A 26,507-nucleotide genomic window follows, 5' to 3' on the forward strand; every position below is an offset into this window, starting at 1 on the left:
ATTGTGATCTTTAAAATTGTTGTTGTTTTTTTTGAACGACTTCAAATACGCGCTGACCATCACATTTCAATGTTTTTGACGGATATTTTAGTAATAACGCATAATCGTGAGTTGCCATTAGTATGGTGTTGCCGTTTTTATTCAGGTCTTGCAGAACTTCCATAACTTCTACTGAAGTTTGTGGATCCAAATTTCCTGTGGGTTCGTCGGCAAGAATAAGTTCTGGGTCGTTTAGCAGCGCTCTAGCAATTGCAATTCGTTGTTGTTCGCCACCCGAAAGTTGATATGGATATTTGAAATTTTTTGTTTTCATGTCAACTTTATTTAAGACTTGATCTATTTTTTGATCTATTTGGGTTTTATCTTTCCAGCCTGTGGCTTTGAGAACGAACTTCAAATTTTCCTTAACCGTGCGGTCATTTAGAAGTTTGAAATCTTGAAAAACAACACCCAATTTACGTCGTAATTGCGGAATATGTTTTTCTTTCAGAGTTTGTAGGTCGATGTCTACAATTTGTCCCGAACCGCTTTGTAAAGGCAAATCACCATAAAGTGTTTTCATAAAACTACTTTTTCCAGTACCGGTTTTGCCGATGAGATAAACGAATTCACCGCGTTTTATTTTGATGTTAACATCAGACAAAATAAGTGTTTCTCTCTGGAAAATAGAGGCTTGGTTGAGTTCAAGAATAACGTCAGACATAATGTGTTTGCTAAATTTATATCGAGGTTAAAGATATAATTATTTTATGTCGTATTAAAAGATGATTTTGAATTTTGATTAACTCTATACAGATTTAATTACAGCTAAAAAACTAGTAGAGATTAAAATTGAAGATTTAATTAATAATTCTGAAGATCACAATACTTAAAGAAAACTAATCTATTCTAAAAAACAAAGAATTTCAGTTAGTCTTTGCAGGATTAAATTCTTATTGATTAGTAAAACTTTTCTTTATATATTAATTGTAATAGTCATTATATATTTTTTTGTTAACTTTACGATAAATAAATTTAAAAATAAATAAAAATGAGAAAATTATTCCTTGTTACGATTCAGCTTTTTACAATTTGCTTTTTTCTTTCATTAAGTTCTTGTAGTGATGACGATGATAGTTCTTCAGGTTCTGGTTCTTTTATCACAACCTGGAAAACAGATAATCCAGGGTACTCAGCTGATGATGAAATATTTATTGATGGGTCAGGAACCAATTATGATATTTACTGGGAAGAAGTCGGAAACCCTAGCAATAATGGAAATGAAATTGGTGATAATAAAACAATAGTAAAGTTTCCTTCCCCAGGAATTTATCAAATACAAATAAGTGGGGGTGATCCTGCCTTTCATAAAATTGTATTTCCAACTAGAAATACTGATGGATACAGAAGTGATAGCAACAAATTGTTATCCGTTGATCAATGGGGTGATATCGAATGGTCATCTATGGCATATGCATTTAACGGTTGTGCTAACCTTATAATGTCTGCAACTGATATCCCAGATCTAAGTCAGGTAAAATCGATGGCATTTATGTTTGCTGGTGCTAGAGTATTTAATTCAGATATTAGTAATTGGGATGTTAGTAGTGTTACTGATATGAATCACATGTTTATAAATGCAGAAAGTTTTAATCAAAATATAAACAGCTGGAATGTTAGTAGTGTTACTGATATGGGTGACATGTTTATAAATGCAAAAAGTTTTAATCAAAATATAAACAGCTGGGATGTTAGTAGTGTTACTGATATGAGTTACATGTTTTTAAATGCACAAAGTTTTAATCAAAATATAAACAGCTGGGATGTTAGTAATGTAACTGATATGAATGTTATGTTTGGTGAAGCTAGAGTATTTAATTCAGATATTAGTAATTGGGATGTTAGTAATGTAACTCTTATGTATTCTATGTTTGGTGGTGCTAGAGTATTTAATCAGAATATTAGTAATTGGGATGTTAGTAGTGTTACTGATATGAGTTTGATGTTTTATCAGGCTCACTCTTTTAATCAAAATATTAGTAATTGGGATGTTAGTAATGTTACTGATATGCGTTTGATGTTTCATGAAGCTTTCTCATTTAATCAAAATATTAGTGACTGGAATGTAGAAAATGTTATTGACTGTCATGTTTTTGTATCAGATGCACCACTACTTTCAGAAGATCAAATTCCCAATTTCACCAACTGCTCGATTTAATTAGAAGTTAGATTTTTTTTATTTAAATACAGCAACAAAATCTTAAGTGAGCTAATATTCAAAATTTAAGATGAATTGGCTTTGGCTATTTGTCTTAAATCCTATCACTTATGTTTATTAAACTAAGAAGACTCAGGTTTAAAAACAGATATTTTGTATTCAAATAATTTTAAGTGGAATCTCATTTCTACAAAAATAAAGTTAGAAATTTTAATAATTCTGCAAGAAGCGATTTCGAATACTGTTAAATATGCTAAAGCCACAACTTTAGTTTTGGATTTAGCCCTTGAAAACAGTTATTTTCAAATGCTATTTATCGACAATGGTGTTGGTTTTAAGAATTCTAAAAGGCGAAAAGGCATCGGTTTGAAAAACATGCAAAAACGAGCCAATCAAATCAATGCCGATTTTCAAGTCACAACGGAAATCAATCACGGCACTGAAATATCCTTACGGGTACATCTGCCTCATGTAGAAAAACAGCTGTTTTAAAACACCTCTTTACAAATCTAATTTAGATGTATAATTATATCCGCTCAAAGCCGTTATCTTAGCATATAATTTTATCTTTGGTTTGTAAATTTTTTCAATATGAAATTCAATTTTTTAGTTTATTTCAGTTTTATATTTTGTCATGCAACGGCAACGATGGCGCAACAATCAGAAGTCAATAAGGACGTGTTGGGAAGCTATCAAAAAGCGATTCAACTCTACGAACAGAATCAATTTGCTGCTGCTCAAAATAAATTTGAAACGATTTCTTCGCAAGTTGAAAGTCAGCAACTGCTGTCTAATCTGGAATATTACATTGCTGATTGTGCAATAAAACTTGGTCAGCCAAATGCCGATCAATTAATGGAAAAATTTGTTTCTAATTATCCGTCGAGCAACAAAACCAACAAAGCATTTTTGAACGTGGCTAATTTTTATTTTGATAATAATAATTATTATGACGCTATTAATTGGTACAAGCGAGTTAATGCTAGCAATTTAGGACGTGATGAAACCCAGAAGTACCATTTCAACTATGCATATTCTTTATTTAAAAATAAAGAATATGACCAAGCTGAAAAACTGTTTAATCGTGTTCGAGATGATAAAGAATATGGTGCACAAGCCAAATATTACATTGGTTTCATCGCTTATGAACAAGACGAATATGAGTCTGCAACAGAACTTTTTGATGATGCGCAAAGAGAAGGCGTGAAGGACAATAATATTTCTTATTTCCAAAGTGATATGAATTTCAAACTTGGTAATTTTCAGAAAGCCATAGATTTAGGCTTAGAGCAATTGCCAAAATCTAATATTCGAGAAAAATCACAATTGAATAAAATTATCGGTGAAAGTTATTTCAATTTGAAAAATTATGAAAAAGCCATAGAATATTTGAAAGAATACCGTGGCGATCGTGGTAAGTGGAACAATACGGATTATTACCAACTGGGTTATGCCTATTATGAAACTGGCGATTACCAAAAAGCGATAGATGAATTTTCAAAAATTATAGATGGTGAAAATTTCGTTGCCCAAAATGCTTATTATCACTTGGCTAAAGCATATTTGAAAACTGACAAAAAAACGCAGGCACTCAACGCTTTCAAAAATGTCACAGAAATGAACTTTGACGAAGAGTTGAAAGAAGATGCATTTTTGAATTATGCCAAATTGAGTTACGAAATTGGAAACAATTACCAAAGTGTACCTGAAGTCCTACAATCCTATTTGGAAGCTTATCCCAATTCTGAAGATGCCTCAACGATTAATGACTTGCTTATTGACTCATTTATAACTTCTAAAAATTACGAAAAAGCTATTTCTATGTTGGAAAATAGCCGTGATTATGAAAACAAATTGGCGTTTCAAAAAGTGACCTATTACTATGCGATAGAATTGTTTAAAGAAAACGAATATAAATCTGCCAAAAACTACCTCAATAAGTCATTATCACAGCGACTTGATGCTGAATTCACTGCGAAAGCAACGTTTTGGAAAGCTGAAACTGATTATATTTTAGGCAATTATGAAGAAGCTTTGATTGGTTATAAAGAATTCAAAGGCATGAGTAAATCCAAAACTCTATCTGAATTTTCTTCAATAGATTATAATATTGCTTACGCGTATTTCAAAACTAAAAATTATGCACAGGCAAAAAACTTTTTTGAAAGCTTTACCAAAACTGAACGCCCATCTCAAACTTTATACGATGCTTACGTAAGACTTGGTGATTCACATTTTGCACTTGGAGACTATTGGCCAGCGATGGAAGCCTACAATGAAGCCATTGCTATGAAAGATTACAATAGCGATTATGCATTTTTTCAAAAAGCATACAGTTATGGATTTGTAGATAGAAATCAGAAAAAAATTGACAATTTGAATGAATTTTTAAAAAAATATCCAAATTCAATTTACCGCGATGATGCTTTGTATGAACTCGGAAATACTTATGCATCAGAAAACAAAGACAGCAAAGCAATACAGAGTTACCAAAGCATTATTTCCGATTACCAAAACAGTATTTATTATCCGAAAGCTTTATCGAAACAATCTTTAATTTACTACAATAATGAAAACTACGATAAGGCTTTAAACCAATTTAAATCTTTGGTCAATCAGTATCCAAATTCTCAAGAATCTTTGCAAGCTATCAAAACCGTGCGTTTGATTTATATAGATTTAGGTCAAACCGATGAATATGCAAAGTGGGTGAGAGGTCTTGATTTTGTTGAAGTTGCAGATTCTGATATTGAAGAAGCCACTTATGAAGCGGCAGAAAATAAATTTTTGGACAACGAAACAGACAAAGCGATTAAAGGTTTTGAAAAATATTTAGAGGAGTTTCCAAATGGAAAAAGCAGTCTGAGTGCCAATTTTTATCTTGCACAATTGTATTATAATAATGATCAAAAATCGGCTTCTGTACCATATTATGAGAATGTCATCGATCGTGCTTCTAGTGAATTCACCGAAGAATCTTTGCGAAGATTATCTCAAATATACTTATCTGAAAGTGAATATGATAAAGCGATTTCGGTATTGAATAGACTTGAAACTGAAGCCAGTTTTTCAGAAAATGTTCTTTTTGCCAAGACTAATTTGATGAAGGCTTATTATGAAACTGAAGATTATCAAAAAGCCATCAATTATGCAGAAGATATTTTGAATAAAGACAATATTGATGATGAGGTAATTAGCGATGCTAAAATTTTTATCGCTAGAGCTTCACTGGAAGTAGGCGATGAAGAGCGAGCGGCTTCTGCTTATCGCGAGGTTTTAGAAACCGCCAATGGCAAACTGAAAGCGGAAGCTTTATATTATGATGCCTACTTCAAAAACAAAGCAAAAGAATATGAAGCTTCTAATAAAGTAGTGCAAGAAATAACTAAAAATTATTCGCGATATAGAGAGTTTAGCGTAAAATCTTTAATCATAATGGCTAAAAATTTCTATGCTTTAGACGATGCATACAATGCAACATATATTTTAGAAAGTGCTATTAAAAACTTCAGCAATTACCCAGAAGTCACCAAAGAAGCCGAAACTTTACTAAAAGAAATTAAAGCGAAAGAAGCCGAAACCAATGCTTCTATAGAGGTTGATAAAGAAAAGGAAGTTGAAGGAAATTAAGGCGATTAATATTATTTGCTAATTACCAAAAAAGCCCTTGAAATTTTATTTTCAAGGGCTTTTTTATTTTCATCAAACACGAATTTAATTAAAACCAGAAAACCATTATAAATAAATCAGGAATTCTTGCTAAATACTAATTCCTGTTGGTAGTAAGTCTTTGTATTTCAGCCTATTTCTTCTGAAGAATTTTGCAATTTCAGGAGAAGTCGGCATCACTTTAAATCTAGTGTCTACAAAACTGTCCAAAATTTTGATTAGAAATTGATCTTGAATTTCAGTGTCTACAAACTTTTCAGGTATATTCAGTTTAGTTAGAAATATTTTTCGCTCTTGTTCTGCGAATTCAACTATCAATTTTTCGCCATCTAACTCGGCTTCAAACTGTCTTTGAAATTCATTTTTATTTATTTCAAAATCAACACTTTTCATCATATTTATTTTATAAGACCATTTCAATTTCAAAAAGTAAAAACCAATTAATAAATTGTATTGATTTGTAAAACTTTAAGTCGAAGACAAAGGTAATCAATATATTTAAATCTTATTTTTGCATAAAATTTAAGTTAAGTGTCAGATTCAAATTCTCTTTTAGAGGTTTATTTAATGCCAGGAATGGCTGCAAATCCTACAATATTTGAACATATTGATCTGGCTAAAGATAAATATGAACTGAAGTGGCTGCATTGGAAAATACCTGAGGATGAGGAATCTTTGACTCATTATGCAGAACGGATGGCGACAGATATTGATAGAAACAAGGAAATTGTTTTGATCGGTGTTTCTTTTGGAGGTGTTTTGGTTCAGGAAATGAGTCGTTTTCTGAAAGTTAAGCGTTTAATAATCGTGTCTAGTGTAAAAACTAAAAACGAATTACCTTTCCGAATGAAATTTGCCAGAAATACAGGGATTTATAAATTTTTACCAACCAGTTTGCTAAATTATATGTCACAGATTGAGCGTTTGCCAGTTGGAAATTTGGTTAAGAAAAGGATTAAATTATACCAACAATACTTATCTGTTAATGATAAAAAATACCTGGATTGGGCAATCAAAGAAATGCTTTGCTGGAATCAGGACAAGCCGATAGAGGGATTGGTTCACATCCATGGTAAAGAAGATTTGGTGTTTCCAATAAAAAATATTGAAAATTGCATTGCTATTCCAGGTGGAACTCATATAATGATAATAACTAAATTTAGATGGTTCAATCAAAACTTACCTAAATTAATAGAAGAAGGAAAATTAAATTAAAATACCTTATGAAATTAGATACATTTTTCAAAAAATCAATCTTTATTTTTGGATTGCTTTGTTTTACAGTTTTATCTTATGTGGCGACAACAAGCTTCATGAATGGAGATTCAACTTCAGAAGACAAAAAATCTCCTGAAAAATCTTTCGAAGAGGATTATAATGTTTTTGCTTTAGAAATTCCAGATGAAATTGACCTTGCCGGAGAAAAGGCGCCTCTAGAAATTCCAGATATTAAGGAACGCATGGACCGTGAGCTTTTGGTGAATACTTACTGGCAATCCAATGCACTTTTACTTATTAAACGTGCTAACAAATATTTTCCGATAATAGAACCGATTTTAGAAAAAAACGGTGTTCCAGATGATTTTAAATATTTAGCAGTTGCCGAAAGTGGTTTAGAACATGTTGTTTCACCAGCAGGTGCAACAGGATTTTGGCAAATTATGGAATCTACTGGAGAAGAATATGGCTTAGAAATAAATAGTAATGTTGACGAGCGTTACAACATTGAAAAGTCTACAGAAGTGGCTTGTCAATACATCAAAAATGCGAAAGAACGCTTCGGTTCTTGGACTTTAGCAGCTGCGGCATACAATGCTGGAAATGCTGGAATTTCAAGGGAGTTGAAACGTCAGGAAGTAGAGGATTACTACGATTTACTACTTAATCCTGAAACTGCTAGATATGTTTTCAGAATTATGGCTTTAAAACATATTTTATCAAATGCAGAGGAATTTGGATTTATTTATTCAGAAGATGATTTATATAAATTTCAACCAACAAAAAAAGTAAAAGTTGATACAGCAGTAAGCGACTTTGTTCAGTTTGGTCGCCAATTCGATATAAATTATAAAACACTAAAAATTTATAATCCTTGGTTAAGGGACAAACATTTGGATAATTATTCCAAAAAAGTGTATGAAATTAAAATACCTGTAAAATAATTTTGCTATGAGTTTTACAGTCATCATTTTTTAATAATCATAGGACTTCTAGCAGGTTTTTTAAGTGGTGTTCTGGGTGTTAGTGGAGTTGTGGTTATGGTTACTTTTTAGTGATTATTTAGGCTCAAAACTTGCTATAAGTTTCATCGAAAAATTACTGTAGCAAATTTTTGTGGTTGTATTGATTAATTTAGAACTAAGATAGGTGATTTTTTCAAAGTAATTATTCTTCAACATCTTCCTGCTTAATTTTAGATTCATAATTCATGATAATTTGAATATCATTTTTAATTTCAGAAACGCAGATTTCAAGTGCTTTTTTGGCATCTGTACTGGGATGAATTTGTGTGTTTTTTCTGATTTCAAGAATTTTTTTATCGCTTCCAATTAAAAATGTAGTTGGGAAGCCTAGCGAATGTTTTAACATTCTCACAGTATAAGCATCTCTATTTTTCAATTCATTGACATAGACAACATCCATTTTACGATGAAATTGGCGAGAAAACTTTATAACTTCTCGTTTTTCATCCCAAAGTAAAAGCACAAAATCTATGTTCTTGTGGTGATTTTTGATAAAATCGTTGATTGCTGGAATTTCACCTTTACTGGGAATGCACCACGAGGCATAAGTTATTAGATATATTGGTTTTTTGTAATCATTCAAACAACAATTTCTAGAGGCTAAACAATCCACATTGAAATTGTCCATATAACTCCCAATTAATTTTTGATTGATTAGTGTGTCTAGCAATTCTTCGGTTAATTGACGATTACCAAGATTTCTGGCTATTTTAGCTTTCTTTTGGTATCGAGGTTGGTAAGTCGCAATCATTTCTGAAAAGTAAGTTTTCCTTTCAGTTTCCGAATCCGATTGAGAATGAAAAATGAATGAATGCAAAACGAATACAATAAGGATGTAATTTTTCATCATTCAGATTAATTCTAGAAGTTATAATTTAAAGTTAATAAAAAAAATTGACAATTAGTGATTTATTAAGCCTCTAGATAATATGAGGCTATAGTGTTATAACTTTTTTTTATTAAAATATATTAATTTTCTGAAAACAATCTTCCTTATCTTTGTTTGTCAGCAAAGAATAGAAAAGCTATGACAAACAAAGAAAATTTGACATCTGAAACAGAATATTTCATTGAAAGAACTTTACACAGGTTAAAAAATAATTTGCAGACTCAGATGGGTTTACTGCAAATTCAAGAGGCTACACAGCGAAATTATTTCAATGAAAAAAAGGTGATAACGGACAGAATGTTTGCTCTAACCTTAGCTTACGATTCTTATCATAGCAATGTAAAGTCAGACCAATCTACAGAACCACAATTGCCGCTCCAGCAATTTTTATCTCAATTTACTCAGCATCTTAATGTGTCTGAACATACTACACAATTCAAGGTATCTGAAATAGATGAACATGCTATGAAACTCAATGATATTTTAGTTTTAGCTTATTTTATAATTGAATTTGTAGATTTCAGTTTACTTCTTGAAAGAAAATTACAAATTGATTATAATATTTTAAATAAAAACATTAACTTAACATTCTCATTCAAAGACTTAACCAATTACTCTGATTTTAAATATAAATATGAATCAAAATTTAAAATTATAAATATATTAAAATCACAACTTAAAGCAACTTTAGAGATTTCGAAAACCTCAATCAATCTATTAATTCCTATCCAATGAAAACAAGAGTACTAATCGTAGAAGATGACATGGTTGTCGCCTCGCAACTTCAAATTATTTTGGAGAAAAATGATTATACGGTCTCAACCTGCAATAATTACAAAGATTTTAAAGAAGAATTGACGATTTATCAACCAGATTTAATTCTGCTAGACATCAATTTAGATGGCAGATATGAAGGACTCCAAATGGGTTCTTATCTAAATAATAATTCCAACATTCCATTTATTTATATAACAGGACATACTGACTCTCAAACTCTAAAGCGCATCCAAATGACAGAGCCAGCAGGTTTTTTGTCCAAACCTTTTCGAGAAGTAGATGTGATTAGCAATATTGAAGTTGCCCTATACAACAGCAAATCTTCAAGAAATAATGAAGAAGATGATGAAAGCCTCAAAACCTATTCTCGACCTGTGAAACGAACAGTAGAGTTTATCTCGGCAAACCTGAACGATAAAATTACCATGGAGGATTTAGAAAAAGTTTCTGGATGGAGCCGTTTTCATTTAATTCGACAATTTGATAAAGAGGTGGGAATGACACCTTATAAATACATTTATGATCAAAAAATGAAATTTGCAACTTTGAAGTTGAAAAACACCACGCAACCTATTAACGAAATCGCTTTTGATTTGGGTTATATTTCAAATTCAAGTTTTACCAATGCATTTGTAAAATCTATTGGTGTTTCACCAACTACATACCGAAAGAAATTCAGTAATTGATTCAATATTATTTTTTTGAATTTTGATAATCAACTAATAAAGACTAAATTTTCTTCATTTGTTGTTTCATCATTTGAATTTGCTCATTCAGCATGCCATGCTTGTCAAGTTTTTTAGATTCTTTAAGTAGCATTTGTGCTTCTCTTTTTCTTCGTTTTGTCATCGCAATTCCAGCTAAATTGAGTTTTGCCATAGCCAAATCCTGATCCATAGATAAACCAAGCTTAATGGCACGTTTAAAGAATTTTTCGGCTTTAGTCATGTTAGTTTGAGATAACAATAAGCCGTGTAGATAATTGAAATAACCTTGTTGCTTTTGTGTAAGCGCAGCTTCTGGATTCTTGATTTTATCTAGCCATTTTTTAGCGCCAGCCATATCTTGCTTTCTCAATCTTAAAAATGCTAATAAAATCATTTCATTTTTGAAGTACAAAAAGATGAAAATACCAGACAAAAGAATTAGCGAAATCCCATTGCCAATCGAACCTTCAACAATTTGATAAATGCCGAAAGCTATGATTAATCCGGCAATAATTAACTTGATATTTTTATGAAACATGCGTTTAATTTTTTGAAATGCAAATTTAGGAAAAAGAAATGTAAAAAACTTTATTATTAGATTTGCAAAACTAAAAATGAATCGTATATTTGCACGCAGTTTCCAAAAAAAGAATTACAACAATTAAAGCGATATTAAGATGAAAAGAACTTTTCAACCTTCAAATAAGAAAAGAAAGAATAAACATGGATTTAGAGAGCGTATGGCTTCTGTCAACGGTCGTAAAGTTCTTAAAAGAAGACGAGCGAAAGGCAGAAAAAAATTGAGCGTTTCTTCTGAAATGAGTCTTAGAAAAAGATAAGAAATGAAATTTAATTTCTAGATATAAAGGTGTTGCTTTTTGCAACGCCTTTTTTTGTATATAATTGTCAAATAAAAACAATACCAAAATGCCAAAAAACAAAGCCATACAAACTATTTTAATCATCGGTTCCGGACCAATTGTTATCGGTCAAGCCTGCGAATTTGATTATTCAGGATCTCAGTCTTTACGATCACTTCGCGAAGATGGAATCAAGACTATTTTGATAAATAGCAATCCAGCGACGATTATGACCGACCCATCTATGGCGGATCATGTGTATTTAAAACCCTTAAATACAAAGTCTATAATAGAAATTTTAAAAAACCATCCTGAAATTGATGCTGTTTTGCCAACTATGGGTGGACAAACAGCGCTAAATCTTTGTATCGAAGCAGATGACAAAGGCATTTGGGAAGATTTTGGTGTAAAAATTATTGGAGTAGACATTGACGCAATCAATATAACTGAAGATCGTGAGAAATTCAGAAAGTTAATGCAAGACATTGGTATTGGCGTTGCACCTTCTAAAACGGTAACTTCATTTTTACAAGGTAAAGAAGTAGCTCAGGAGTTTGGTTTTCCATTAGTTATTCGAGCCTCATTCACCTTAGGCGGTAGTGGAGCATCCATTGTATATTCTGAAGATCGGTTTGAAGAATTGCTCACCCGTGGACTAGAAGCTTCTCCAATTCATGAAGTAATTATTGATAAGGCACTTTTAGGTTGGAAAGAATACGAGTTGGAATTGCTAAGAGATCGCAATGACAATGTGGTGATTATTTGTAGTATAGAAAATATGGATCCAATGGGGATTCATACTGGAGACTCAATTACAGTCGCACCAGCAATGACTTTAAGTGATAGCGCATATCAACGAATGAGAGATATGGCAATCAAAATGATGCGAAGTATCGGCGATTTTGCCGGTGGTTGTAATGTTCAATTTGCGGTAAGTCCCGATGATAAAGAAGATATTATTGCTATTGAAATTAATCCACGTGTATCTCGATCTTCTGCATTGGCTTCCAAAGCAACGGGTTATCCGATTGCCAAAATTGCATCGAAATTGGCCATTGGTTATCATTTAGATGAATTAGACAATCAGATTACAAAAACAACTTCAGCCTTTTTTGAACCTAGCTTAGACTATGTTATTGTTAAAATTCCACGTTGGAACTTTGATAAATTCGAAGGTTCAGATAGAACTTTAGGTTTACAAATGAAGTCTGTCGGTGAAGTGATGGGCATCGGGCGTTCATTTCAAGAAGCCTTGCATAAAGCCACGCAATCTTTAGAAATCAAAAGAAATGGGCTTGGTGCAGACGGTAAAAGTTACACAGATTACGATCAAATTCTAAGTAAGCTTGAATACGCAAGCTGGGATCGTGTATTTGTAATTTATGATGCCATTCAGTTAGGAATTCCACTGAGCAGAATTCATGAAATCACTAAAATAGACATGTGGTTTTTGAAGCAATACGAAGAATTGTATGTTTTGGAACGAGAGATTTCAAAATTGAAAATAGACGAAATTACCAGAGCTTTAATGTTGGAAGCCAAACAAAAAGGCTTTGCAGATCGTCAGATTGCGCACATGTTAGGTTGTTTAGAAAGTGAAGTTTATAAAAAAAGAGAAGAACTTCAAGTCAATCGTATTTATAAATTAGTGGATACTTGCGCTGCAGAATTCGAGGCACTAACACCATATTATTATTCAACTTTTGAAGCCGACGTCACCAATACCAAAGGTGAAATCGTGAATAACAATGAAAGTATAGTTACGGACAAGAAAAAAGTTATCGTTTTAGGTTCAGGACCAAATAGAATAGGGCAGGGCATCGAGTTCGATTACTGCTGTGTTCATGGCGTATTAGCAGCTGCTGAATGCGGTTATGAAACAATCATGATCAATTGCAATCCAGAAACAGTTTCAACAGATTTTGATACAGCAGACAAACTTTACTTTGAGCCTGTGTTTTGGGAACATATTTATGATATTATCAAACATGAGAACCCAGAAGGTGTCATTGTTCAACTTGGTGGACAGACAGCTTTGAAATTAGCAGAAAAACTTAGCCGCTATGGAATTAAAATTCTAGGTACAAGTTACGAAGCTTTAGATTTAGCAGAAGATCGCGGAAGTTTTTCAAAATTACTTCAAGACAATAATATACCATATCCTGACTTTGGCGTCGCTGAAACCGCCGATGAAGCTTTGGCACTTGCAGACGAATTGGACTTTCCGATTTTGGTAAGACCGTCTTATGTTTTAGGTGGTCAGGGCATGAAAATCGTGATTAATAAAAAAGAATTGGAGCAGCATGTGGTCGATTTGTTGAGGAAAATTCCAAACAACAAATTGTTGCTTGACCATTATTTAGATGGCGCTATAGAAGCTGAAGCTGATGCTATTTGCGACGGAGAAGATGTTTACATCATAGGAATTATGGAGCACATCGAACCTTGTGGCGTGCATTCTGGAGATTCTAACGCAACATTACCGCCTTTCAATTTAGGAGATTTAGTTATTGAGCAAATAAAAGATCATACAAAGAAAATTGCTTTAGCACTCAATACAGTTGGACTGCTAAACGTTCAATTTGCTATTAAAGATGACAATGTTTACATCATTGAAGCCAATCCTAGAGCGTCACGAACTGTGCCTTTTATAGCCAAAGCTTACAAAGAACCTTATGTGAATTATGCGACAAAAATCATGTTGGGAGAAAATAAACTGAAGGATTTTAATTTCAATCCAGAATTGGAAGGTTACGCAATAAAACAACCAGTTTTTTCTTTTGATAAATTCCATAATGTCAACAAACAACTTGGTCCAGAAATGAAAAGTACAGGAGAAAGTATTTTGTTTATCGATAACCTGAGAGACGATACGTTTTACGAATTGTACACTAGACGAAAAATGTATTTAAGCAAATAGTCATGGCTTTGATAAAACCTGTAAAATCAGTTTTTCCAATAATTCCAGATTCATGTTTTTTAGCTGAAAACTCTACAATAACTGGAGATGTGAAGATGGGTGAGGAATGTAGCGTTTGGTATAATGCTGTGATTCGTGGCGATGTCAATTCTATTGAAATAGGAAATAAAGTCAATATTCAAGATGGAGCCGTTATTCATTGTACCTTCCAAAAAGCAGCAACTAAAATCGGAAACTCAGTGTCCATTGGTCATAATGCGATTGTACACGGCTGCACCTTGGAAGACGAAGTTTTGATTGGCATGGGCGCTATTGTTATGGATCATGCCGTGGTCGGCTCAGGAAGTATTGTTGCAGCTGGCGCAGTAGTTACTGCGGGAACCAAAATTGAACCGAATTCTATTTATGCTGGTACACCAGCCAAAAGAATCGCTTCAACCTCAGATGAACATAAAAAATTGATTACAAGAACCGCTGAAAATTATATAATGTATAGTAAGTTTTAAAATTTCAGTATTTATAAAACGACATATCAGAACTTTTCTAAATTGAATTATATAAAGCCTTAGACTTTAAAAATCTAAGGCTTTTGTTTTTTTGAAAATTAAAAACGTGAGTATTCAATTAAAATTTCAAGGTCAATCTGTCAAATCTATATTTGAAAATATTTAGAATGTTTCAATATGAATTCTTAGAACTTCAACAAAAAACATAAATGAAACTCAATTGTTAAATAATTTATGATTTATTTCTTTTAAATTAAATTCGAGTTAATAAATTTTAAATTTACCCAATTAGTAATTTTGTATAATAAAATAAAATTGTATATTGAGATGTCGCAAAAAGAGCTTAAAGCTTTATTTTAATCACTTCCATTGCGCATAAAATCATATAACCACACAATTGAACAACAACGAAAATTTATGACAGAAGTACAAATAAAATCTCATCAACTTCTTGAGAGAAGAAAAAACATCGTAGCCAATGGAGTCGGTGTTTTTAATACGGCTACAGTAAGTGAAGCCAAAGGAGCAATTATTAAAGATGTAGACGGAAAAGAACTTATTGACTTTGCGGGTGGAATAGGTGTTGTTAATGCAGGACATTGTCCTGATTCTGTTGTAAAAGCCATTCAGGATCAGGCTCAAAAGTATTTGCACACAAGTTTCAACGTTGTCACTTATGAGCCTTACATTAAACTTTGTGAAGAGCTTGCAGAAATTCTACCTCATGGAGAGAAAACCAAAGCTATGCTTATTAGTACTGGCGCAGAAGCAGTAGAAAATGCAATTAAAATTGCCCGTCAGGCTACCAAACGACCTGCAGTTATTTGCTTTACAGAAGCTTACCATGGACGTACACTTATGGGAATGAGTTTAACGAGTAAAGTAAATTACAAATTTTCTTCCGGTCCATTTGCTCCGGAAATATACAGAATTCCTTTCCCTAATTTTTATAAATATCATGGTTCGCTAAGTATGGACGAATTTGTGGAAACTGAGTTAAATCGACTTAGAGAAAGTGCACACAGCATGGTCGATATTAAAAGCGTAGCTGCCATTATTGTTGAGCCAATTCAAGGAGAAGGTGGTTTCAACCCAATACCACAAAAATATCTGGAAGGGCTTCGCTCTTTTTGCGATGAAAATGGTGTTATGCTCATTATGGACGAAATTCAAAGTGGATTTTGTCGCACTGGCCATTGGGCAAGTTGGCAACATTACGGCGTGCAGCCAGATATTAGTACTTATGCAAAATCTATGGGATCTGGACTTCCTATTGCAGCAGTATTGGGTAGAGCCGAAGTTATGGATGCTGCGGAACCTGGAACTATAGGTGGTACTTACATTGGTAGTCCTGTATGTTGTGCTGCAGCATTAGCCACAATACAGCTTATGAAAGATGAAAATCTGAATGAACGCGCTTTTCATATTGGACAAATAATTACAGAACGTTTAGAAAATTTCAGAAAAGAGTGTCCAGAAATTGGAGATATAAGAGGCTTAGGCGCTATGATCGGTATTGAGTTTAATAAAGATAACAATCCTGGTAACCCACATACCGAGCTGTGTAGCAAAATTGTAAAAGGATGCGCTCAAGAAGGTTTAATTCTACTAAGTGCAGGTACTTTCAAAAATGTGATACGAATATTATGTCCTTTAGTTATTACCGAAGAACAGTTAAATAAAGGGTTAGATATTTTAATAAATCAAATAAAGAAACATACTGAAAATTTATAGAGTAATTTGAAATTTAATAAAATCTGATGTTTCGAAATTGTTAGAGCATCCTACTAGAATTTTAGATTTCAATTTTTTAAAAGAATTAAAACAGAATTAAAAAAAATACTATTTGAAGAAATTTATCTTCAATAACCAAAAACAATAATCAATGAAACCTTTTGCAATAGCAGGAATACAAATGAAAGTCTCAGCTGTTAATTCAAATATAGAATTAATGAAGTTGAAACTTGATATCACAATGAGTTTATATCCATGGGTAGACATGGTTGTGTTTAGTGAACTTTGTGGTCACGGTCCTTTAACTCATACCGCAACAGAAATACCTGGAGATTTTGAAAGCGAAATGCAAGCCATGGCCAAAAAACATAAAATCTGGCTTCTACCAGGATCGATTTTCGAAAAAAGTGAGGGAAATATTTACAATACCGCTTCAGTCATCAATCCGGATGGAGACGTAGTAACGCGTTATCGCAAAATGTTCCCGTTTTATCCTTATGAAGTCGGCGTAACTCCTGGTAAAGATTTTTGTGTGTTTGACGTGCCAGGAGTTGCAAAATTTGGAATTTCAATTTGTTACGACATGTGGTTTCCAGAAACAGTTCGAACGCTTGCAGTAATGGGCGCAGAAGTGATTTTACACCCAACGATGACTGGAACTATTGATAGAGATATAGAATTATCTATCGTAAGAGCCATGGCAGCCGTAAACCAATGTTACTTTTTTGATGTAAATGGTTTAGAATCTGGTGGTAACGGCCGTTCTTTAGTCTGCGGACCAGATGGTCGAGTGATATATCAAGCTGAAGGCAATGAAGAGATTTTTCCTATTGAATTAAATATAGAGCGCGTAAAAAGAAGTCGAGAAATGGGTGTTCTAAGATTGGGGCAGCCTTTAAAAAGTTTTAGAGATCATATAGGACAATTTAGTATCTATAAAGAAGGCGTCAAACTGCCTTACTTAAATTCTTTAGGTCCTTTAATAAAACCAACTAAAATGGACACTTTAGCCAAGCTAAAAATGCAAGAACATCAGCATGAATCTAATCCAACATCTAATCCAACAGAGTATAAGGGATTTACAAATAATTAAACACATATAACTATGGGCGGAACAGCACCGAAGCAAAAGAACAAAAAAAGTCAAAAAAATATAATTAGCTGGTTTGAAATTCCCGCTATTAATTTTCAGCAATCTGTAAATTTCTATAACCAGATTTTTGGAATTGATATGGAAACCAATATAGATGAAAATTATGCCATGGCTTTTTTTCCAGTAGATAAAGGTATTGGAGGTTCTATCGTTGCTGGTCCAGGCTCAACACCCGGAGATACTGGTCCTTTATTATATCTCAACGCAGGAGATGATTTGAGTTTAGTTCTCAATCAAGTAGAAAAAGCGGGTGGTAGAGTTGTTATGCCTAAAACACTTATAAGCAAGGAGTCAGGATACTTTGCGATTTTTATAGATCCAGAAGGAAACAAACTAGCACTTTATTCAACTAAATAACTTTATGAAAAATCCAAAATCTCAAATATCTACATGCTACAATATCAATCAATTCCGATTAGAGTCGTGGAACAATTTAAAAAGTGAATCCGCTAAGTTAGAAAGTTTTGAAAGAAATTCTGTAGAAGAAACCAAACAAAAAGAGCTTGTAAAGAATTCACTAAAGAGTTTAGAAAATATTGAAAGTTATTTTGCGCTTCCTGGTGTTTCAAGAATTGAAATGTTATTTGAAATGCTAGAAAAGCGTGAACATACTGCATTTGCACATAAAATTACAGAGATTACAAAGTTATTGGTGAGTGATAAATATAGAAGTAATCCTGATATAATTGATGATGACGATCTCAACCCAGAAGTTGGGCATAGCTTAGATAAACCTGATGGGAAAGATAAAAATTACTTCGAAGTTTTGTTTGTTGAAGACATCTCTATTCAAGAAGAGCAAAAATTAAGACACGACTTAAAGGAGGTTTTTACACGTAACGATCAATTTAATTACGGCATTGTAGTTCAAAGAAGCTTTGAGGATGCTATGATTGCTTTAAAGTTCAATAGTAATATACAGGCTGTTGTAATTCGCTATGCGCCTCCATATCGTTCCAAAAAGATCACGCAAGAAATGGAACCTTTTGTTTCTAGTATTTTGAATTTTGATCTAGGTACAAAACGCGAAAGTGATTTAGGACCTGTGTTAGGACGTTTTGTTAAGAAGTTTAGATCAGAATTAGATACTTATTATGTTACAGATTCATCCTTAGGAAATCTTAAAGACAATACTTTAAAAAGCTTTAATAGAATTTTTTATAGGGCAGAAGATCTCCAAGAATTGCACCTTACTATTTTGAGAGGAATTTGCAAACGCTATGAAACACCTTTCTTTTCAGCTTTAAAAGAATACAGTAAAAAACCTACTGGCGTATTTCATGCAATGCCTATTTCTAGAGGTAATTCAGTTTTCAAATCCAGGTGGATTAATGATTTCGGTAAATTCTATGGTAGAAACCTGTTCTTAGCGGAAACTTCTTCTACAAAAGGTGGCTTAGATTCATTACTTCAACCAACGGGATCGCTTAAAGTTGCTCAGAAAATGGCAAGTGATGCTTACGGATCGTTGAATACTTTTTTTGTAACCAACGGTACTTCAACTTCCAACAAAATTGTAGTTCAGGCTTTAGTTAAGCCAGGTGATGTTATTTTAATTGATAGAGATTGTCATAAATCTCATCATTATGGTTTAGTTCTAGCTGGTGCTTATCCAGTGTATTTAGATTCCTATCCTATTGAAAAATATTCTATGTATGGCGCTGTACCTCTGCAACAGATTAAAGACAAGTTGTTGCAATTGAAAGCTGCCAATAGAATGGATCTTGTTAAAATGCTATTACTTACTAATTGTACTTTCGATGGGTTGGTTTACAATGTAGAAAAAGTTATGGAAGAAATTTTAGCAATCAAACCCGATATGATTTTTCTTTGGGACGAAGCTTGGTTCGCATTTGCAGGATTTACTTTCAACTACAAACAACGTACAGGGATGTTTGTGGCCAATAAACTTCATAAGAAATATAAAAGTGAAAAGTATAGAATTCAGTATGAAGAGCATATAAAGAACCTAAAAAAGGGAGAAGTTTCAAAATTACCAGATCCTGATAAGGTTAGAATTAGAGTATACTCTACTCAAAGTACTCATAAAACACTAAGTAGCTTCAGACAAGGTTCTATGATTCATGTTTGGGATGAAGATTTTAGAAAGAAAAGTCAGAATTCATTTATGGAGGCTTATATGACGCATACTTCGACTTCACCTAACTACCAGATTTTAGCTTCTTTAGATGCAGGAAGACGACAGGTTCAATTTGAAGGTTACGAACTGGTAGAAAAAAGTATAGAACTTGCTATGGTTTTTAGGGCTAAAGTTAATGATCATCCGAGGTTGAAGAAATATTTTGATGTTTTAACCATAGGAGATTTTATTCCAAAGGAGTTTAGGGTTTCTGGTTTAGCTGAATATTACAATCCAAAAAAAGGTTGGAATCGTATGAATAAGGCTTGGAAAAATGATGAATTTGTTTTAGACCCAACCAAAATAACAATTCACATTGGACGTACTGGTGTTGATGGTGACACTTTCAAGAATAAATATTTAATGGATCAATTCAATATTCAAATTAACAAAACATCCAGAAATACAATATTGTTAATGACCAATATTGGAACCACAAGAAGTAGTATCACTTATTTAACCAACGCCTTATTGAAAATTGCAGATGAATTAGATCGAGAACTACTTTCACTTTCACCTAAAGAAAGTAAGATTCACGAGGATAAAATTCATTCATTAACACAAGATTGTCCGCCTTTACCTGACTTTAGTTATTTTCACAGTTCATTTCAAGCAGTACCAGGAGTTCCAGGTGGAAATATAAGAGAGGCATTTACGCTGGCTTATAATGAAGAAAATTATGAATATGTCCCTCTTCAAGAATGTATGCCAGCTATAGAGGACGGTCGAACTTTGGTAGCTTCATGTTTTATTATACCTTATCCGCCAGGTTTCCCAGTTTTAGTACCCGGTCAAGTGGTCAGCAAAGAAATCATTCATTTTCTAACTGCGCTGGACGTTTCAGAAATTCATGGATACACACCTGAACTTGGCTTAAGAGTTTTTAAAGAAACTGTTTTAAATAGACAAAAAACAGTCACTTCAATAGGAAGTAATTCAAAAAAATAATAATCGTTTAAATCACAATTATGGATTCAAAAGATAAGAAAAATTCAAATCAAAATAAATCAGAAAAAGAATCTCAACGCGATTCTAAATCTGCAACTATAAGCGGAAAAGATAAGACAAAAATACCTGTCCGAGGTAAACAATCGCCCAAAAAACCCTACAAGTCTGTTGCACAGAAAAAGTCAACTTCTGGTCTTGCTCCAAAAAAATTAGGTAGACCCAAAAAAGAAGATTTAAATGGAGTTTCAGACATAAGGAGAGCTTTTCATAAAAATGAAGAACCATTATATTTTATTAGTGCTACAAATTTCAATCTTTTAGGAGCAGATGAATGGATCAAAGGATTTAGATTTATTACCTATATAGAATGTTTTGATGGGCAACATCCAAACGTTTTTTCTCCTAAAAATGAAATACCACACGATGATTTTGAAGGTATAGAAGATATTAATAATTACTTGTTACAACATCCTGAAGTACAAGATTATATTAAAACTAGAAGTGTTGACGGACGCGCTGGCAAAGCGATGTTTCTTATGTTTAACGAAGAAACAGAACGACTTGCCGAAAAACTTGGTCTTGAAATTATGTTCCCTTCAGCAGAAATGAGAACATTTTTGGATAACAAAGTAAATACCAACCGTATTGCTGAAAAAGCAGGCGTAGCTTGTGTTCCTTATGTACTTTCTAAAGTAAACAATTTTGAACATTTGTCTGAAGTGTCCAAAGATTTAGGAACAGAGTTAGTTATTCAAACTCCTTTTGGAGACTCTGGTCATACTACTTTCTTTATTTCAAGTGAAGATGATTACCTAGAATATGCTGATGAGATTGAAGATGAAAATGAAGTGAAAATTATGAAGCGTATTCGTTGTCGAGGAACAGCAATTGAAGCTTGTGTAACACGACATGGAACTATTGTGGCACCATTGATGACTGAATTAGTTGGATTTGAAGAATTAACACCTTACGAAGGTGGCTGGTGTGGTAACGAAATTTATCCAGATGCATTTACGCCTGAACTTAGAAAAAAAGCTGTAGAATACACCCAGCTTTTTGGTAATCAGCTTAGAGAAGAAGGTTATAAAGGTTATTTCGAGTTAGATTTTCTAATTGATCAGGATAATGGTGAAATTTATTTAGGAGAGCTCAACCCAAGAGTTACAGGCGCCAGTTCAATAACTAATCACGCTGTATTTGCCTTAGCCGATGCGCCTCTTTTTGTATTTCATATTTTAGAATGGATGAATATGGATTACGTTTTGAATGTTGAAAAACTCAATAAACGCTGGTCTAAACAAGAAAATATTGACAGTTGGAGTCAGTTGATTGTTAAGCATACAAATGACACCATTGAATATGTAACTGAATCTGCAAAATCTGGTATTTGGAAAATGTATGATACAGGTCACATTCAATTTGATAGAATGGATACACACAGGCGTGCTGTACAAAACGAGAACGAAGCTTTCTTTATGAGAATTGCCAAAAAAGGAGATTATTTGTACGAAGGAGCAGATATTGGGATTCTCGTTACAAGAGGTCGACTAATGACAGACGATTTCGAATTAAACGACAGAGCAAAAAATTGGATTAAGGCTATCCGTTCGCAATTTTCTTCAGTAATGGTAGAAGATAAACGCAAATCAAATCTATCAGGTTCTTTGACCAAATAAAAAATAAATAGTCTCTATGCAGATTCATTTTAAAACTATTTCTGAGCCTGGAATACCAGGTCAGAAATGGCAAAATTTATTCTTTACTCACTGGGAAGCCTACAAAAAATGGCTGATTGAAAATGAAAAAGAAGCTCCGACTGCTGATTTGAAAACTTCTCAGGCTGCTTTAAAAACCCACATGCCTGAAATTTGGCCAACTTATGTCAGATTATGTGAACTCGCAGGAGCCGATGAAGTTGCTGCAAAATTTTTAACTGGTTATCAACCGCCATTTTATGTTACAGGTTGTTCTAACGCTATATTTGAAGGTGAAGATTTTCAACTTGTTCGCAATTACGATCACCATCCTGACTTATTTGAAGGTGTGCAAATGTTGACCAAATGGAATCGAAAAAAAGTAATAGCTACCAATGATTGTCTTATCGGTGTGCTCGACGGAATCAATGAAGATGGATTAGTAGTTTCGCTCACATTTGGTGGTCGCAAAATCACAGGTGAGGGCTTTGGAATTCCTTTCATATTACGCTATGTCCTTGAGTTTTGCAATAATGTAGATGAAGCTATTGAAACACTCATCCGAATACCAACACATATGGCTTATAACGTTACTTTAGCAGATCGGCTTGGTCATTATAAAACCATTAGAGTAGCACCAAATGAAGAAGCAGTTATTACTAATGCCGCCTTTACTACAAATCATCAAAAAAAGATTGATTGGCCAGAAAATGCAAAATTCAATAAAACAGTTGAACGCGCCTTATTTTTAAAAAATCTCTTAGCTGAAGATCAGCTTTCAGCCTCAGATTTAGTGGAGGCTTTTCTTAGAAAGCCATTGTATAACGATTTGTTTAAACAAGGTTTTGGCACACTGTTTACAGCTGCATATCAACCTATAACAGGGCGAGTAGATTTACGTTGGCCAAAACAAAAAATCAGTCAAAGTTTTCAGCATTTTGTCGAACAAGACAAATTGATTCATTTACAACAGAGGAAAAAGAAAGCCAAACCAAGAAAGCATTTCTCAATACCTTATCAAGGACACACCGCTAAAAATATCACTTATTCTAATCCGTTTTTAGACAAATCTGATCCAGAAGAGTCCAAAGAAATAACAAAAGCATTTTTGTCAGAAATTTGGTCTACTGTTAAATTATAAACCTCAATAATTTATTTAAATTTAGATTATAAATTAAGTAAAAAATCAAATACTATGAAGTTTCAAAGTATCAACCCATATAACGGAGATAAAATAGCAGAATATACTGCTTTATCAAAAGAAGAATTAGATCAAAAACTATCTGATTCAGCTGTAGCCTTTAAAAATTGGTGTCAGCAACCATTGTCGCAAAGGACGAATTTACTCAAGAAAGCTGGGGAAATTTTACGTAAAAATAAAGATGAGTATGCTAAAACCATCACTTTAGAAATGGGAAAACCAATTTCTGAATCCATTTCAGAAATTGAAAAATGTGCTTGGGTGTGCGATTATTATGCAGAACATGCAGAGGAATTTTTAGCAAACGAAGTTATCAAAACAGATGCTTCCAAAAGTTTTGTTCGTCACGATCCTATTGGAAGTGTCTTTGCAGTTATGCCGTGGAATTTTCCGTTTTGGCAAGTCTTCAGATTCGCTGCACCAACACTAACTTCTGGTAATACTGGATTGCTAAAACATGCTTCAAATGTGTTTGGTTGTGCTCAAATTATAGAAGATGTTTTTACACAAGCTGGCTATCCAAAAGGTGTTTTTCAAAGTTTAGTAGTTGACCACGATGTTACAGAACGTATTATTTCACATAAAACAGTAAAAGCTATTACTCTAACAGGTAGTGAAAAAGCTGGCTCAACAGTCGCTCAAATTGCTGGTAAACATCTTAAAAAAAGCTTATTAGAACTCGGTGGAAGTAACGCTTTTATCATTCTCGAAGATGCCGATTTAGATTTAGCAATCAAAACTGCTGTTAAAGCTAGAATGCTAAACAGTGGTCAAAGTTGCATCGCCGCAAAACGTTTTATAATTCATGAATCGGTTTACGATAAATTTGTATCTGAATTTATTAATGAAGTTCGCCAACTTGAAGTTGGAGATCCAGCATTAGAGACTACTGAAATTGGACCCTTAGCAAGAAAAGATCTTGCCGATGAACTACAAAAACAAGTTAGAACTTCCATTCTACAAGGTGCTGAATTACTACTAGGAGGAGAACAAAACAACTGCTTTCATGAGCCTACAGTGCTTGGTGGAGTTACTCGAGATATGGCAGTTTTTAAAGAAGAAACCTTCGGGCCAGTTGCTGCTATGATAAAGTTTAAAAGTATTGAAGTAGCTTTTGATTTATCTGAAGAATCTCAGTTTGGATTGGGCGTTAGTTTATTTACAAAAGACACCTCAAAAGCAGAGAAATATGCCGATAAAGTAAGTGATGGCGCTTTATTTATCAATGAATTGGTTAAGTCTGACCCTAGACTGCCCTTTGGTGGAACCAAAAAATCTGGATATGGTAGAGAGTTAGCAAAAGATGGTATGATGGAATTCATTAATAGAAAAGTTGTATACGTTAAATAAGTTTTTTCAAATAAAAATAAATGCTGTCAATTACTACAGAATAGTAAATATAATGTCATCTCAAAATGGGATGACATTTTTTTATCTAATTAGTTATTTTCTTACTTCTTGATTATTTCAATTAAAATTTTTGATAGATTTTCTTAAGAATAAACTCTATCTTAACTCGCATTAATGAATTGTTTTTATTTAAATTTTCATGATAAGAAAAATACTGCTTTCATTAGCCTCGCTTTTTTTGATATGGCAATCTTATAAATTGCTTTCGTCTCTTGATCAATTTATTTTTGAATCTTGGTGGTTAAATGTTCTAATTGGTTGGCTTATCAACTTATTTATTACTGGTATTTTTGCTTTTTTTGGTTTTGCGTTTCCTACCTATAAAATATTTCCAGAGAGTTATTACAATGTCTATAATTCAAATAACTTAACCAAAGTTTATCAAACCTTAAATGTTGATTTGTTTAGAAAATTTTTATTGGCTACACTTTGGAAAAGCCAAAAACAACGACAAAAGTATTTTAATGGTAAAAAGGAAGGTCTTCCTAACTTAATCAAGCAATCAAAAAAATCAGAATTCGGACATTTGATTCAGTTTATAATACTTTGTATTGTCAGTTTTTATATGTTAGCAATACATGCATATAAATTAACTGTTTGTACCTTTTTAATCAATGTAATCGGTAATTTTTATCCGATTATTTACAGAGACATCATAGAATGAGGATTCAAAAAATTCAACAAAGACAGCTAGCAATAGTTTAAATAAAGTAGAAAATAATCAAGATTGAACACTAGTGTTAAATCATTTTTGAAGCTTAGGTTTTGTAAAGTGTTGTAACAATCTTGCCTTGATGACCGTTTAAAGTAACAGATGATAATTGTTTTTCTTCTTTTACCTTCAAGCCAAAAGGCGAAGCAGTTAAAATAACACCACTTTGCTTTTTCAGTCTAATTCCTTGTCCTGAAATAATATCTTTATTAGCAGTAAATTTACCAATAGGAATATGTTCTGTTATAATAATATACTTAAAATCAACTAGTTTATTTACAATCTTTTGAATTTCATTATTCGATAAATGTTGTAAAACCTGCCTCAACAAAACACAATCTCCTGAAGGCAAATCATCAACTGCAATATCCAAGCAATGAAATTCTAAATGATCTACCTTAAATTTTTTGGCATTTCGCGCTATTAAGTTGTCAACAATATCAACAGCATGATAATTTTTGGTATAGTTAACTAGTTCTTTTCCTATGTTAAAATCGCCACAGCCTAAGTCGCATATTATGGGTTTATTTTGAAATGAACTTAAAAATGTGGTTACAGCTTTTAGATATGGCTTTACAATTTCAGGATTATGAGAACCAACGCCTGAATAGAAATCGAAGTTTTCGCCTCCCCAAAGCTTCATTTCATAAATTTGCTTCATGGCTTCTTTCGTTGGCCATGGCTTTTTTAAGCCTTTAATATCTTTATCTTTCATTTAGAGCTCAAAATTAAAAAAATAACACTAGT

General features: G+C 33.0%; 23 protein-coding genes. 18 read left to right on the forward strand and 5 right to left on the reverse strand.

Annotation, left to right across the window (positions count from 1 at the left end):
* Positions 1–10 precede the first annotated feature (10 nt).
* Positions 11–703, reverse strand: a complete 693-nt coding sequence (locus EIG86_RS03625) for a cell division ATP-binding protein FtsE (protein ID WP_127844783.1) — start codon at positions 701–703, stop codon at positions 11–13.
* Positions 704–1,030: 327 nt separating this feature from the next.
* Here EIG86_RS03625 and EIG86_RS03630 point away from each other — a divergent pair, with 327 nt between their 5' ends.
* The 3 genes from EIG86_RS03630 to EIG86_RS03640 all read left to right on the forward strand — a co-directional run bounded on the left by EIG86_RS03630 (position 1,031) and on the right by EIG86_RS03640 (position 5,827).
* On the forward strand, positions 1,031–2,197 hold the full coding sequence (locus EIG86_RS03630; RefSeq protein ID WP_127844784.1) for a BspA family leucine-rich repeat surface protein: 1,167 nt from the start codon (positions 1,031–1,033) through the stop codon (positions 2,195–2,197).
* A 153-nt stretch (positions 2,198–2,350) separates the two neighbouring features.
* Positions 2,351–2,689, forward strand: a complete 339-nt coding sequence (locus tag EIG86_RS03635; protein ID WP_127844785.1) for a sensor histidine kinase — start codon at positions 2,351–2,353, stop codon at positions 2,687–2,689.
* A gap of 99 nt (positions 2,690–2,788) precedes the next feature.
* Positions 2,789–5,827 (forward strand): tetratricopeptide repeat protein, encoded by a 3,039-nt coding sequence (locus tag EIG86_RS03640; RefSeq protein ID WP_192901703.1) that lies wholly within the window; start codon positions 2,789–2,791, stop codon positions 5,825–5,827.
* Positions 5,828–5,956: 129 nt separating this feature from the next.
* On the opposite strand, the gene EIG86_RS03645 is transcribed toward EIG86_RS03640, so the two are convergent.
* Positions 5,957–6,262 (reverse strand): GNAT family N-acetyltransferase, encoded by a 306-nt coding sequence (locus EIG86_RS03645; RefSeq protein WP_317129907.1) that lies wholly within the window; start codon positions 6,260–6,262, stop codon positions 5,957–5,959.
* A gap of 135 nt (positions 6,263–6,397) precedes the next feature.
* Here EIG86_RS03645 and EIG86_RS03650 point away from each other — a divergent pair, with 135 nt between their 5' ends.
* Positions 6,398–7,081 (forward strand): alpha/beta hydrolase, encoded by a 684-nt coding sequence (locus tag EIG86_RS03650; RefSeq protein WP_317129908.1) that lies wholly within the window; start codon positions 6,398–6,400, stop codon positions 7,079–7,081.
* Between the two features lie 8 nt (positions 7,082–7,089).
* A complete protein-coding gene (locus EIG86_RS03655; RefSeq protein WP_127844787.1) occupies positions 7,090–8,028 on the forward strand; it encodes a lytic transglycosylase domain-containing protein in 939 nt (312 codons plus the stop codon).
* 223 nt (positions 8,029–8,251) lie between these two features.
* On the opposite strand, the gene EIG86_RS03660 is transcribed toward EIG86_RS03655, so the two are convergent.
* Complete coding sequence (locus EIG86_RS03660; protein ID WP_127844788.1) at positions 8,252–8,959, reverse strand: TlpA family protein disulfide reductase; 708 nt, start codon at positions 8,957–8,959, stop codon at positions 8,252–8,254.
* A 177-nt stretch (positions 8,960–9,136) separates the two neighbouring features.
* On the opposite strand from EIG86_RS03660, the gene EIG86_RS03665 reads away from it, so the two are divergent.
* Both EIG86_RS03665 and EIG86_RS03670 read left to right on the forward strand, forming a co-directional pair.
* Positions 9,137–9,733, forward strand: a complete 597-nt coding sequence (locus tag EIG86_RS03665; protein WP_127844789.1) for a hypothetical protein — start codon at positions 9,137–9,139, stop codon at positions 9,731–9,733.
* Positions 9,730–10,461 carry a response regulator transcription factor gene (locus EIG86_RS03670; protein ID WP_127844790.1) on the forward strand — a complete coding sequence of 244 codons (732 nt, stop codon included), beginning with the start codon at positions 9,730–9,732 and terminating at the stop codon, positions 10,459–10,461. The genes EIG86_RS03665 and EIG86_RS03670 overlap by 4 nt, the downstream gene beginning before the upstream one ends.
* A gap of 43 nt (positions 10,462–10,504) precedes the next feature.
* On the opposite strand, the gene EIG86_RS03675 is transcribed toward EIG86_RS03670, so the two are convergent.
* Positions 10,505–11,020, reverse strand: a complete 516-nt coding sequence (locus EIG86_RS03675) for a DUF2892 domain-containing protein (RefSeq protein ID WP_127844791.1) — start codon at positions 11,018–11,020, stop codon at positions 10,505–10,507.
* Between the two features lie 139 nt (positions 11,021–11,159).
* Between EIG86_RS03675 and rpmH the strand changes: the two genes are divergently transcribed.
* The 11 genes from rpmH to EIG86_RS03730 all read left to right on the forward strand — a co-directional run bounded on the left by rpmH (position 11,160) and on the right by EIG86_RS03730 (position 25,712).
* Positions 11,160–11,321 (forward strand): 50S ribosomal protein L34, encoded by a 162-nt coding sequence (gene rpmH / locus EIG86_RS03680; protein ID WP_127844792.1) that lies wholly within the window; start codon positions 11,160–11,162, stop codon positions 11,319–11,321.
* A gap of 88 nt (positions 11,322–11,409) precedes the next feature.
* Complete coding sequence (gene carB, locus EIG86_RS03685) at positions 11,410–14,262, forward strand: carbamoyl-phosphate synthase large subunit (protein ID WP_127844793.1); 2,853 nt, start codon at positions 11,410–11,412, stop codon at positions 14,260–14,262.
* A gap of 2 nt (positions 14,263–14,264) precedes the next feature.
* Positions 14,265–14,768, forward strand: coding sequence for a gamma carbonic anhydrase family protein (locus tag EIG86_RS03690; RefSeq protein ID WP_127844794.1), 504 nt, complete (start codon positions 14,265–14,267; stop codon positions 14,766–14,768).
* Between the two features lie 417 nt (positions 14,769–15,185).
* Positions 15,186–16,502, forward strand: a complete 1,317-nt coding sequence (gabT, locus tag EIG86_RS03695) for a 4-aminobutyrate--2-oxoglutarate transaminase (protein WP_127844795.1) — start codon at positions 15,186–15,188, stop codon at positions 16,500–16,502.
* A 151-nt stretch (positions 16,503–16,653) separates the two neighbouring features.
* Positions 16,654–17,595, forward strand: a complete 942-nt coding sequence (locus EIG86_RS03700; RefSeq protein WP_127844796.1) for a carbon-nitrogen hydrolase family protein — start codon at positions 16,654–16,656, stop codon at positions 17,593–17,595.
* A 12-nt stretch (positions 17,596–17,607) separates the two neighbouring features.
* Entirely contained in the window at positions 17,608–18,012 is a 405-nt protein-coding gene (locus EIG86_RS03705; RefSeq protein WP_127844797.1) for a VOC family protein, read from the forward strand.
* Positions 18,013–18,016: 4 nt separating this feature from the next.
* Positions 18,017–20,743: an aminotransferase class I/II-fold pyridoxal phosphate-dependent enzyme gene (locus tag EIG86_RS03710; protein ID WP_127844798.1), complete on the forward strand. Its 2,727-nt coding sequence runs from the start codon at positions 18,017–18,019 to the stop codon at positions 20,741–20,743.
* Between the two features lie 20 nt (positions 20,744–20,763).
* Complete coding sequence (locus EIG86_RS03715) at positions 20,764–22,419, forward strand: biotin carboxylase (protein ID WP_127844799.1); 1,656 nt, start codon at positions 20,764–20,766, stop codon at positions 22,417–22,419.
* Between the two features lie 16 nt (positions 22,420–22,435).
* Entirely contained in the window at positions 22,436–23,578 is a 1,143-nt protein-coding gene (locus EIG86_RS03720) for a C45 family autoproteolytic acyltransferase/hydolase (protein WP_127844800.1), read from the forward strand.
* Between the two features lie 54 nt (positions 23,579–23,632).
* Positions 23,633–24,988, forward strand: a complete 1,356-nt coding sequence (locus EIG86_RS03725; protein ID WP_127844801.1) for an NAD-dependent succinate-semialdehyde dehydrogenase — start codon at positions 23,633–23,635, stop codon at positions 24,986–24,988.
* Between the two features lie 199 nt (positions 24,989–25,187).
* Positions 25,188–25,712 (forward strand): glycosyl-4,4'-diaponeurosporenoate acyltransferase CrtO family protein, encoded by a 525-nt coding sequence (locus tag EIG86_RS03730; protein ID WP_127844802.1) that lies wholly within the window; start codon positions 25,188–25,190, stop codon positions 25,710–25,712.
* Positions 25,713–25,806: 94 nt separating this feature from the next.
* On the opposite strand, the gene EIG86_RS03735 is transcribed toward EIG86_RS03730, so the two are convergent.
* On the reverse strand, positions 25,807–26,475 hold the full coding sequence (locus tag EIG86_RS03735) for a class I SAM-dependent methyltransferase (RefSeq protein WP_127844803.1): 669 nt from the start codon (positions 26,473–26,475) through the stop codon (positions 25,807–25,809).
* Between the last annotated feature and the right edge of the window lie 32 nt (positions 26,476–26,507).

The organism is Psychroflexus aestuariivivens (genome assembly GCF_004010055.1).
GTDB classification, from domain to species: Bacteria; Bacteroidota; Bacteroidia; order Flavobacteriales; family Flavobacteriaceae; genus Psychroflexus; species Psychroflexus aestuariivivens.

Excerpts from the sequence above, each read along its gene's own strand:
- EIG86_RS03625 (WP_127844783.1), bottom strand. The coding sequence starts at position 703 with ATGTCTGACGTTATTCTTGAACTCAACCAAGCCTCTATTTTCCAGAGA.
- EIG86_RS03630 (WP_127844784.1), top strand. The coding sequence starts at position 1,031 with ATGAGAAAATTATTCCTTGTTACGATTCAGCTTTTTACAATTTGCTTT.
- EIG86_RS03640 (WP_192901703.1), top strand. The coding sequence starts at position 2,789 with ATGAAATTCAATTTTTTAGTTTATTTCAGTTTTATATTTTGTCATGCA.
- EIG86_RS03645 (WP_317129907.1), bottom strand. The coding sequence starts at position 6,262 with ATGATGAAAAGTGTTGATTTTGAAATAAATAAAAATGAATTTCAAAGA.
- EIG86_RS03655 (WP_127844787.1), top strand. The coding sequence starts at position 7,090 with ATGAAATTAGATACATTTTTCAAAAAATCAATCTTTATTTTTGGATTG.
- EIG86_RS03660 (WP_127844788.1), bottom strand. The coding sequence starts at position 8,959 with ATGATGAAAAATTACATCCTTATTGTATTCGTTTTGCATTCATTCATT.
- EIG86_RS03665 (WP_127844789.1), top strand. The coding sequence starts at position 9,137 with ATGACAAACAAAGAAAATTTGACATCTGAAACAGAATATTTCATTGAA.
- EIG86_RS03670 (WP_127844790.1), top strand. The coding sequence starts at position 9,730 with ATGAAAACAAGAGTACTAATCGTAGAAGATGACATGGTTGTCGCCTCG.
- EIG86_RS03675 (WP_127844791.1), bottom strand. The coding sequence starts at position 11,020 with ATGTTTCATAAAAATATCAAGTTAATTATTGCCGGATTAATCATAGCT.
- rpmH (WP_127844792.1), top strand. The coding sequence starts at position 11,160 with ATGAAAAGAACTTTTCAACCTTCAAATAAGAAAAGAAAGAATAAACAT.
- carB (WP_127844793.1), top strand. The coding sequence starts at position 11,410 with ATGCCAAAAAACAAAGCCATACAAACTATTTTAATCATCGGTTCCGGA.
- EIG86_RS03690 (WP_127844794.1), top strand. The coding sequence starts at position 14,265 with ATGGCTTTGATAAAACCTGTAAAATCAGTTTTTCCAATAATTCCAGAT.
- gabT (WP_127844795.1), top strand. The coding sequence starts at position 15,186 with ATGACAGAAGTACAAATAAAATCTCATCAACTTCTTGAGAGAAGAAAA.
- EIG86_RS03700 (WP_127844796.1), top strand. The coding sequence starts at position 16,654 with ATGAAACCTTTTGCAATAGCAGGAATACAAATGAAAGTCTCAGCTGTT.
- EIG86_RS03705 (WP_127844797.1), top strand. The coding sequence starts at position 17,608 with ATGGGCGGAACAGCACCGAAGCAAAAGAACAAAAAAAGTCAAAAAAAT.
- EIG86_RS03710 (WP_127844798.1), top strand. The coding sequence starts at position 18,017 with ATGAAAAATCCAAAATCTCAAATATCTACATGCTACAATATCAATCAA.
- EIG86_RS03715 (WP_127844799.1), top strand. The coding sequence starts at position 20,764 with ATGGATTCAAAAGATAAGAAAAATTCAAATCAAAATAAATCAGAAAAA.
- EIG86_RS03720 (WP_127844800.1), top strand. The coding sequence starts at position 22,436 with ATGCAGATTCATTTTAAAACTATTTCTGAGCCTGGAATACCAGGTCAG.
- EIG86_RS03725 (WP_127844801.1), top strand. The coding sequence starts at position 23,633 with ATGAAGTTTCAAAGTATCAACCCATATAACGGAGATAAAATAGCAGAA.
- EIG86_RS03730 (WP_127844802.1), top strand. The coding sequence starts at position 25,188 with ATGATAAGAAAAATACTGCTTTCATTAGCCTCGCTTTTTTTGATATGG.
- EIG86_RS03735 (WP_127844803.1), bottom strand. The coding sequence starts at position 26,475 with ATGAAAGATAAAGATATTAAAGGCTTAAAAAAGCCATGGCCAACGAAA.